We start from the raw sequence: 9,168 nt of genomic DNA, 5'->3' as shown, positions 1-9,168 counted from the left end.
GCCGGCCCCCTGCGCAGGGGCCGGCCCCCTGCGCAGGGGGCCGGCCCCTCGGCCTGCCGGTCGGATACGGGTATCGCGTGCGCCGCCCCGCTCAGCCGAGGACCGCGCCGTTGCCCGCCCGGTCCACCCGGCTGCGCCGGTGGTCCAGGTGCGCGTACACCCGGTGCAGCCAACGGTCCGCACCGTCGTAGGACGGAGTGAACGACGTACGGCCGTGCACCGCGAGGCGATTGTCGACGACGGCGAGGTCACCCACCCGCAGCGACAGCGCCGACATCGTCTCCATGAACGCGCCCCGCAGCTCCGCCATGGCCTGCCGGGCCTCGTCGTCCAGCGGATGCGTGGCGGAGAAGTCCACCAGCACATTGGGGTCCTCCGGGTCGCCGTTCAGTACCGCGTGGGCGGGCGTCACGCTGTCCAGGACGCCGAAGGACGGCGGCGGCTCGGTCAGGAACCGCGGCTCGGACAGCACCGCCCGGGTCTTCGGGGAGAGCCGGGGGAGTGCCCGGCGAATGGACGACGTGCACAGCTTCGCGTCGCCCGTCGGGTCCTCCCGCACACACAGCAGACCGACGAAGTCGGGGCGGTTGTCGTGGAATGCGTTCTCGATGTGGAGTTCCAGCAGAACGGAGCCCGCATTGCTCTGGGAGGTCTCGCTCCCCGGAACAGGAACGACATTCTGAACGAGCGCGCCGGTCTTTTCGTTGCGGAATGCTATGACCTCTCCGAGATGGAGCATCGCGGTGGTGATGACGGAAGCGGCGACCGTGGGAACACGCTCCACCGACCCCTTCACGGCCGGAGTCGTGGGCAGCGGTTCGTCCGCCACCACCGGCAGGTTGCGCAGCAGCAGGACCCCGTCGGGGCCCGCGTCGTGACGGAACGCGCGCAGTGCGGCCAGGAGCCTGCGCGGAAGCTGTACGGAGGCGTCGCGCGCGGCGTCCAACCAGCGGAGATCGTCGATCCGGCCGGCCGCGACCCCCTTCGCGGTCAGTTGCTCGGCGACGGCGACGAGTGCGTTCTGCTCGGCCTCGGTCAGTTCCACGACGGTGCCGGCCGCTGTTGCCGAAATCGGCACGGAAAGCGTATGGGTATCGGACATGTGGACATTCCTTGGGTCGGTCGGAAATTACCGTCCAAGTCTCCGAGGAAGTGCTATCGCGACCCTACGGGGAATTCACGCACAGGGATATATAGACGGCCCGTAGCCGTCGGGCGGACGATCGCACCGTGGCATTTCTGTCCGCACGGCCGGCCGTGCGGAAGCACCGGAGGCCACGGGAAACCGAGAGAGGTCGACAAGGACCGTGAGGGAATGGAGGCAGTCCATGGCGTTCGTACCCGGAACACCGAGGAGCACCGGGACCCAGCAGCCGTCCAGGGCAGCGCCCGGGGTACCGGAGCTCGCCGGCGAGGCCCATGTCTGGTGGTGGCAGCCGCCGCAGCGGGTGGTCCCCGACGATCTCGCCCTGCTCGGCACCGACGAATTCCGCCGCGCGCTCAGCCTGCTGGCCGAGCGGGACGTGGCCGCCTTCGTGCACACCAGGGCCGGGGCGCGCCGCGCCCTGTCCGAACTACTGCTCGTGGCACCGGAGTTCATCGAGCTGGGCCGGCGTCAGTGCCCCGGCTGCGGGGACTTCGGGCACGGCCCCCCGGTGATCGAACACCCCGAGGTGCCCTGGGCGATCAGCCTGTCCCGTACCGCCGGGTGCGGGGTCTTCGCGATCGGTGACGGACCCGCCATCGGCGTCGATGTCGAGGCGGTGCGCCCCATGCGCCAGGCCTCGCTGTACGACTCGGTGCTGACCGACAACGAGCGCGCCCATCTGGTGTCGCTGCCACCCGGTCCGACGCGTGACGCGGGCTTCCACCGCGTCTGGACGCGCAAGGAGGCCGTCGTGAAGGCGGCCGGGCTGGGGCTGGTGGGCACCGCGCTGAACCGGCTGGAGACCTGGCCGGCCCGGCACGGACCGGTCCGCGTCCTGCATACGCACTCCGGCCGCACCACCGTCTGGTCGGTGCAGGACCTGCGGCTCAACGACCGGGTAGCCGCCGCCATCGCCCGCCCGCCCGGCGGTTCCGTCCCCGGGCCCGTTCACATCCACTCCGCGCCCGGCCCGATCGAGGAGGCCGATGTGCCCCACACCGAAGGAAGTTGACCGCCATGACGACGCATCCCCTGGAGACCGCCCCGGCCCCCGGAGCCGATGAACTCACCGATCCCGGCCGGCACGCCGACGACCTCGGGGCACTCGACGACTCCGAACTGACCGGATACTTCGCCGAGTTGGCCGCCGCCGTCGAGCAGGCCGACCCGGGGCCCGCCGCACGTGGTGGCTGGGAGGAGCGCGAGCGTGTCCGGGTCTCCGTCTGGGTCCGTACCGCCTACGAACACCCCTTGTCCGCCGCCGTGTTCGGCCGTCCCGGCGGCAGGGCCGCCCACGAGGTGCGGGCCGCCCAGGCCGCCGAGCTCGGTTTCCGCATCGACGTCGGCAGGGGCCGCGCCAGTCCGGCCAAGCCTTCCGCCGAGGTCCGGGCCGCTGCCGCGGTCGCCGCGATGTGGGCGGTCACCGCGGCCGCCTTCGGCCCCGCCGGCCGCCCGCCCCGCGAACGCGTTGTCGCCGACGCGTGGACCGTGGTCCGCGAGACCATCGCTCCCGCACTGGTCCCCGAGATCCCGACCTACACCTGGAACCGCGGGACGTGGTGACGCCACGGACGACGTGGCCTCCATGGACGACAGCGACAGCGACAGCGGCAGCGGCAGCGGCAGCGACAACGGCGACGACAGCGACGACGCAGACGGCTTCCCCCCGGCCACCGCGGTCACCCGACCGCGGTGGCGCCGTCGTGCGCGACCGGCGAGCGCCGGGCGGAGGGCCCTGGGCCGGAGGCCGCCAGGTCCGCCGGGTCCAGCGACGCCGCGTACAGCAGGACCAGTTCATGGCACCGGTACAGCGGCAGCCCCTGCGGGTCCAGCCCCGAAAGGTCGAGCAGCGCGGTGTCCACCAGCGACTCCAGCAGCCGTTCGGCCTCGTCCTCCGACACCGCGAGGCGCACCGAGGCGTCCCTGGCCGAGAACGGCTCCGTCCCGGCGCCGGACAGCGCGGTGAGCGCGAGCGGGACCTCGGCGGCCACGCGCCGCATCGACGGCAACAGGGCCCGGCGCACATCCAGATCGCCGAAGGACAGCTCGGCGAGCCGCTCCGCCGGGTCCGCGAGCCGGGCGGCGAACCGGCCTGCCGACCACAGCGGCCGTGCCGCGAGGCGGGCGCCCATCACAGCGAGCGCCAACGGCAGCCCTCCGCAGTACGCGACCAGGTCGTCGGCGGCATCCGGGTCGTCCCGCAGCCGCTCCTCGCCGGCCGCCGTCGCCAGCATCGTCAGCGACTCGTCGTCGTCCAGCGGTGCGAGGGCCACGGTGTCCGCCCCGGCGACCCGGGCCAGCCGGGCCCGGCTGGTTATCAGTACCGCGGCCTGCGGGCTCGCGGGCAGCAGCGGTGCCACCTGGAGATCGCCGGCCGCGTCGTCGAGGACGACGAGGAGCCGCTTGCCGGAGGTCCGTGCACGGTAGAGGCGGACCAGTTCGTCGCGGTCGGTGGCCCGCGGGGAGTTCCCGTCGAGACCGGGCTCGCCGAGTGCGCGCAGCAGCCGTACCAGCACCTCACTGGCGTCCTTGGGCGCACCGTCCGGGTGGCACAGCTCGACGAAGAGCTGACCGTCGGGGAAATGACCGGAACTCTCCTCGGCGGCCCGCACGGCGAGCGCCGTCTTGCCGACCCCCGCCATCCCGGTCACCAGCAGCCGCCGGGGCCGATTCGCCTCGGCCGTCAACCGCGCGGTCAGCAGGGACAGTTCGGCGGACCGGCCGACGAACTCGCCCTCCACGGCCGGGAGCATGGCGGGAACATCGGACCGCCCCCGCGCGGCCCCTGCTTCCTGCAATCCCAGCTCTCCGCCCAGCACGGCCTGGTAGGTCGCCCCGAGCGCCTCACCCGGGTCCACCCCCAGCTGGTCGACCAGCACCTTGCGTCCCTCGTAGTACGTCTGGAGCGCGTCGGCCTGCCGGCCGCACCGGTACAGCGCGGTCATCAGCTGGGCACGCAGCCGCTCCCGCACCGGATGCTCGGCGACGAGACCGGTCAGTTCGGCCGTCACCTGCTCGTGCATGCCCAGCGCGAGATCGGCCTCGATGCGGTTCTCCAGCGCGAACATCCGGGCCTCCTCCAGCTGCGGCAGCTCGGCCTCCAGCAGGAACTCGGTCACGTTCGACAGGGCCGGGCCGCGCCACCAGCCGAGCGCCTCGGTCAGCAGGGCCTGCGCGTCGGCGTAGCGCCGCTCCCGCAGGGCCTCGCGGCCGAGCCGGTCGAGCCGCTCGAACTCGACGACGTCGATGCGGGCCCCGGGCGCCCGCAGGACGTAACCGGGCTGGCGCCGCACGATCTCGACCTCGTCGCCGAGGAGCTTGCGCAGCCGCGACATGTACGTGTAGATCTGCGCGCTCGCGGTGACCGGCGGGTCCCAGCCCCACAGCAGCGCGCCGAGCCGGGAGTCGGAGACCACCCGCCCGTGTGCGAGCAGCATCGCGGCGAGGACCGTGTGCACCTTGGAACCGGACAATGCGATCCAGTCCCCGTCACGCCGGGCCTCCACCGGCCCGAGAATCCGGAAGTCCATGCGGCAAACCCCTTTCAGGTCTGAGCCTCCTGCATGAACTCCGAAGTTAGGCGGGACCCTTATCCATGGGTTATCGCCGACGGGTGGGCGCCGATACCGGCCGGTGCGGCGGCTCGGCGGGGGGCGGCGGACGGCCGCTCAACGCCGTGAGGGAGGGGAAGGACCCCTTGAGTCCTTCCCCTCCCTCACGGGCCTCCGTTCCCGACCCGGTGGATCAGGCACGCGCGGCGGCCGGACCGCGGACCAGTGCCCCGGCTCATGGATCGCGGTGGCGGCCGTGGCGAGCGGGATGAGGATCAGGCTGCCGAGGCCGATGTCGTCCACGAGGAACGCATCGGTGGACGGGTCCGGAAGCCGGCCGGAGTCACCTGGTCCTTCCTACCGGTGGCATGACGTCGGGTCAGAGGACCGGGACGCCGTTCCAGGGCCGGACGGCCTCGATCGCTGCCGCGGCACGGAACACCGTGGTGTCGTCGTAGGTGCGTCCGACGACCTGCACACCCGTCGGTATTCCGGTCGAGGCGAAACCGGACGGCACGCTCAGCACCGGGCAGCGGCTGGCGATGTTGAACACCGTGGTCATCGCGGACTCCAGATAGAAGTCCAGCTCCACCCCGTTTATCACCACCTTGGTCGAGAGGTGGTCGTCGTCCGCCTTGAGCGCCGGGACGGCGGTCGTCGGGCACAGCAGGACGTCGTAGCGGTCCAGCAGCGCGCCGAGCGTCGTCTGCACCGCGGCCTCGATCTCAAGGCCCTGCAGGAAGCTGCCGGGCTCGCGGACGGCCTCGCCGGCCCGCCGGGCGAAGTCGAGCGCGTACGTGGTGAGTCGGTCGCCGTGCTCGGCGGCGACCGACGCGATGTAGGGGCCGAAGACCGAACCGAAGTGGATCATCGCTGCCCGCATCACGTCCGCCCGCTTGATGGGGACCTCCACCTCCTCGACGACGGCTCCGGCCGCGCGCAGCGCCTCCGCGACCGCACGGGTGTTGGCCTCGACCTCGGGATCGACCGGCCAGTCCCCGAGGGTGACCGAGAGCGCCACCCGCAGGCCCTCGACATTCTCGAACCGCTCGGGCAGGACGAGCCCGGGCCGCAGCGAGACCGCGTCCAACGGGTGGGGCCCCGCGATGACGTTCTCCAGCAGGGCACAGTCCCCGACGGTGCGGGCCATCGGACCGTCGTGGCAGTACGTGTCGAGGTTGAACGGCGTCATCGCCGGCACGCGCCCGTACGGCGGCTTGAAACCGACCGTGCCCGTGTACGAAGCGGGGATGCGGATCGAGCCGCCGATGTCGGAGCCGGTCGCGAGCGTCGTCCCGCCCGCCGCGAGCGCGGCGCCCGCACCGCCCGAGGAGCCGCCCGGAGTGAACTCCAGGTTCCACGGGTTGCGGGTGACGCCCCACAGCCGGGACTGCGTGTACCCCGCGCAACTGAACTCCGGGGTCGTGGTCCGTGCGTGCACGATGCCGCCCGCGGCCTGGATCCGCTCGATCACCGGATGCGTCTGCTCGGCGATCTCGTCCTGGAAGGCCAGGGAGCCGTCCGTGCTGCGGCGGCCCGCGATGGGCTGTTCCTCCTTCGTCGCGACGGCGAGGCCCTCCAGCGCACGGGGTGCCTCGCCCTTGCCCCCGTACCGTGCTTCGGCCTCGCGGGCGGCGGCGAGCGCCTCCTCGAAGGTCCGCTCGGCAAAGGCGTTGACCTTCGGCTCGACGGCTTCGGCGCGCGCGATGACCGCGGTCATCAGCTCGACCGGCGACAGGGAGCGGTCGCGGAATCGTCGCAGGGCCTCGGTGGCCGGCAGATAGGCGAGGTCGGTGAGGTCGCTCATGTGGTGGTCCTTTGCGATGAATCAGATGAATCGGATGAAACAGATGACTCGGGAGACTCGGGTGGGCGCGCGTCGGCGCGTCGGCGAGTCGACGGGGACAGCCGTGTTCCGGCGGGTGCGGCGGCCGTCAGGAGGCGGAGTGCACCAGCGTTCCCCCACGTAGGTCCGCAGAACCCGCGCCGTGTGGATCTCCTCGGGCGGGGCGGTGAAGATGTCCCGGTCGAGGACCACGAGGTCGGCGAGGTGCCCCGGCCGCAGGGTGCCGGCGTCGTCCGTGCCGTTGACGTGGGCCGACCCCGCCGTGTGGGCCGCGACCGCGGTGGCGAGGTCGAGCCGCTGTTCGGGCAGGAAGACCCGGCCGTCGGTCGCCCCGGGCTCCGCCCGGTTGACGGCGACAGGGATTCCGGCGAGCGGGTCGGGGCTGCTCACGGACCAGTCGCTGCCCGCGGCGAGGGTGGCGCCGGCCCGCAGCAGGGAGCCAGCAGGCCGTCGAGGCGGTCGGCGGGGGTCTTCTCGGGCACCAGCCGGGCCACCGGGCCGGTCGCGCCTTCCTGGAGGACGCCGCTCGGGGTGCCGTCGCCCTCCCGTTCGATCCGGCCGTCGGCGGGGTCCGGGGTGTCCCGGGTGACGCCCGCGAGTTCGAGCGCGCGGGTGTTGGCCCAGGCGCCGTGGTGGTCGCGGTTGACCAGGTACACCGGCCCGTCCGGTACCACGGAGTCGAGCAGTTGCCGGGTCGGAAGGCCGCCCTCGAAGCTCCCCATGGACCAGCCATCACCGGTGATCCAGGTGCTGTCGGGGTGCGCGTGGGCGAACTCGCCGATGAGGCGCAGGTATTCGTCGACCCCCACAGTGCCGCTGAGGTCGCACTCGGCGAGCTCCAGGCCACCGCAGACGGCGTGGATGTGGGAATCCTGGAAGCCGGGAGGCAGCAACTTGCCACTGAGGTCGACCACTTCGGTGTCCGGGCCGATCAGCTCCCGTACCTCGTCATGGCCGACGGCCGAGATCCGCTCCCCGGTGACGGCGAGGCTGCTCGCCCTGGTGCGGGCGGCATCCCCGGTGTGCACGGGGCCTCGGGGGAAGACCGGATCGGCCTTGGTCATGAGTGGTGCTCCTGGTGGATCGGCGGCCCGGGAACGGACAGCTGGGGGGAACCGTGTGCCGCGCGGTCCGTGCCGGGCGTCAGCGGGGCGCCGGTCGGACGGCGCTGCTCGGTTCGCCGGCGGCGGCGTTGTCGTGGGTACGGAGGAAGTAGGGCGACCGGCGGTGCCAGCGGGCCCATGCTGCTGCCAGCAGCCCGGAGCCGATCATCAGGGCCGGGACGAGCAGTGCGAACCATCCGTTGTCGGCGGAGACTTCGAAGTGATCGGTGGAACGGTAGAAGGTCCAGGCGAGGTAGCCGCCGGTGGCGAGCAGCGCGAGCGCGCCCAGCACCGGTCCGACGACCGCGCGCAGGGCCTCCAGCGGTGAGGTGCGCAGCAGATGCCGGAAGTGCACCGCGGCGGCCGCGGCGGTAATGGCGTAGTACAGGGCGACGACGATGCCGATCGCGTTGACGGCGGCGAAGATCAGGTCGTTGACCGTGGGGATGACCAGCGCCATCGTGGCGAGGGCCAGGGCGACCGCGGTGATCAGCAGGGTGCCGACGGCGGGGGTCCGGTGCTTGGGGTGCAGTCGCGTCCAGACGGGGCCGAGCACACCGTCGCGGCCCATCGCGTACATCCCGCGGGCGGTGGGGATGACCGAGGCCTGCAGCGACGCCACCGCGGAGAACGTGAGGGCGATGAGCGGCAGTGCGGCCAGCGGCTGCTCGGCGAGCTTCATGCCGAAGTAGGCGAGTCCTTGCGCGCCGTTGTCGGCCAGTTCGTCCAGCGGCAGGACCCGTTGGAAGGCGGTGCCGGCGAGCAGGAAGAGGAGCATCATGACGGTCAGGGCGATGAACCCGCCGCGGGAGGCGTCCCGCGGGTCGCTGACCTCTTCACCGACGCTGAAGACCGACTCGAAGCCCCAGTAGCAGAAGACCGCGAGCACCATGCCCTGGGCGACGGCCGCGGCCGAGGGGATGTCGAAGGGGTTGAACCACTGGATCGAGAACGGCTGGTCGCCGGCGAACAGTCCGTAGCCGCAGAAGGCGAGCAGCACGCCGTACTCGAAGATCAGCAGGTACTTCTGGAGACGCGCCGCGAGGTCGAGCCCGCGGACGGCGACCAGTGCGGCGGCCACCAGGACGGCCATGCCGATGAGGGTGGACTGGAAGGTGGAGTCCGGATCGAGGGAGAGACCGGCGACGCCGTGGACGGAGGCCTGGCCGAGGAGCTGGATGATCGCGGAGCCCGTCACCGTGGTGGTGTAGGCCATGAACACGATGGTGCCGATTACGTTGACCCATCCGATCAGGAAGCCCAGCCAGGGGCTGAAGATGCGCCCGACCCACCGGTAGCTGCTGCCGGCGTTGGGTTCGACGCGGTTGAGCCGCCCGTATCCGCCGGCTATGCCGAGCACGGGCAGGAAGGCCAGCAGCATGATCGCCGGCAGGTGCAGGCCGACGATGCCGGCCATCAGACCGAGCCCGATACCGATACTGCTGGTGGCCGCGGTGCTCGACGCGGCGAGGACGATGCCGTCGACGACGCCTATGGACTTCCGCATCGCGGCCTGGGAGT

At 72.0% G+C, this 9,168-nt stretch carries 6 protein-coding genes and 1 pseudogene; 2 read left to right on the top strand and 5 right to left on the bottom strand.

Going from position 1 to position 9,168, the window contains the following annotated elements:
- Positions 1-91: 91 nt before the first annotated feature.
- Positions 92-1,102 (bottom strand): TauD/TfdA family dioxygenase, encoded by a 1,011-nt coding sequence (locus ABZY11_RS14215; protein ID WP_356479383.1) that lies wholly within the window; start codon positions 1,100-1,102, stop codon positions 92-94.
- 226 nt (positions 1,103-1,328) lie between these two features.
- Here ABZY11_RS14215 and ABZY11_RS14210 point away from each other — a divergent pair, with 226 nt between their 5' ends.
- Together ABZY11_RS14210 and ABZY11_RS14205 are read left to right on the top strand one after the other, a co-directional pair.
- Positions 1,329-2,159 (top strand): 4'-phosphopantetheinyl transferase superfamily protein, encoded by an 831-nt coding sequence (locus ABZY11_RS14210; RefSeq protein WP_356479382.1) that lies wholly within the window; start codon positions 1,329-1,331, stop codon positions 2,157-2,159.
- Between the two features lie 5 nt (positions 2,160-2,164).
- Complete coding sequence (locus ABZY11_RS14205) at positions 2,165-2,710, top strand: hypothetical protein (protein ID WP_356479381.1); 546 nt, start codon at positions 2,165-2,167, stop codon at positions 2,708-2,710.
- A gap of 116 nt (positions 2,711-2,826) precedes the next feature.
- On the opposite strand, the gene ABZY11_RS14200 is transcribed toward ABZY11_RS14205, so the two are convergent.
- The 4 genes and pseudogenes from ABZY11_RS14200 to ABZY11_RS14185 all read right to left on the bottom strand — a co-directional run bounded on the left by ABZY11_RS14200 (position 2,827) and on the right by ABZY11_RS14185 (position 9,154).
- Positions 2,827-4,677: a BTAD domain-containing putative transcriptional regulator gene (locus ABZY11_RS14200; protein WP_356479380.1), complete on the bottom strand. Its 1,851-nt coding sequence runs from the start codon at positions 4,675-4,677 to the stop codon at positions 2,827-2,829.
- Between the two features lie 400 nt (positions 4,678-5,077).
- On the bottom strand, positions 5,078-6,505 hold the full coding sequence (locus tag ABZY11_RS14195) for an amidase (RefSeq protein ID WP_356479379.1): 1,428 nt from the start codon (positions 6,503-6,505) through the stop codon (positions 5,078-5,080).
- Between the two features lie 153 nt (positions 6,506-6,658).
- A pseudogene (locus ABZY11_RS14190) lies at positions 6,659-7,608 on the bottom strand (amidohydrolase family protein); the annotation flags it as partial.
- Between the two features lie 79 nt (positions 7,609-7,687).
- Entirely contained in the window at positions 7,688-9,154 is a 1,467-nt protein-coding gene (locus ABZY11_RS14185) for an APC family permease (RefSeq protein WP_356479391.1), read from the bottom strand.
- Positions 9,155-9,168 lie beyond the last annotated feature (14 nt).

The organism is Streptomyces sp. NPDC006510, assembly GCF_040611955.1.
GTDB lineage: Bacteria > Actinomycetota > Actinomycetes > Streptomycetales > Streptomycetaceae > Streptomyces.
Note: the sequence above shows the minus strand (reverse complement) of the source record. Positions and strands in the feature narration are given on the sequence as shown.

Excerpts from the sequence above, each read along its gene's own strand:
- ABZY11_RS14215 (WP_356479383.1), bottom strand. The coding sequence starts at position 1,102 with ATGTCCGATACCCATACGCTTTCCGTGCCGATTTCGGCAACAGCGGCC.
- ABZY11_RS14210 (WP_356479382.1), top strand. The coding sequence starts at position 1,329 with ATGGCGTTCGTACCCGGAACACCGAGGAGCACCGGGACCCAGCAGCCG.
- ABZY11_RS14205 (WP_356479381.1), top strand. The coding sequence starts at position 2,165 with ATGACGACGCATCCCCTGGAGACCGCCCCGGCCCCCGGAGCCGATGAA.
- ABZY11_RS14200 (WP_356479380.1), bottom strand. The coding sequence starts at position 4,677 with ATGGACTTCCGGATTCTCGGGCCGGTGGAGGCCCGGCGTGACGGGGAC.
- ABZY11_RS14195 (WP_356479379.1), bottom strand. The coding sequence starts at position 6,505 with ATGAGCGACCTCACCGACCTCGCCTATCTGCCGGCCACCGAGGCCCTG.
- ABZY11_RS14185 (WP_356479391.1), bottom strand. The coding sequence starts at position 9,154 with ATGCGGAAGTCCATAGGCGTCGTCGACGGCATCGTCCTCGCCGCGTCG.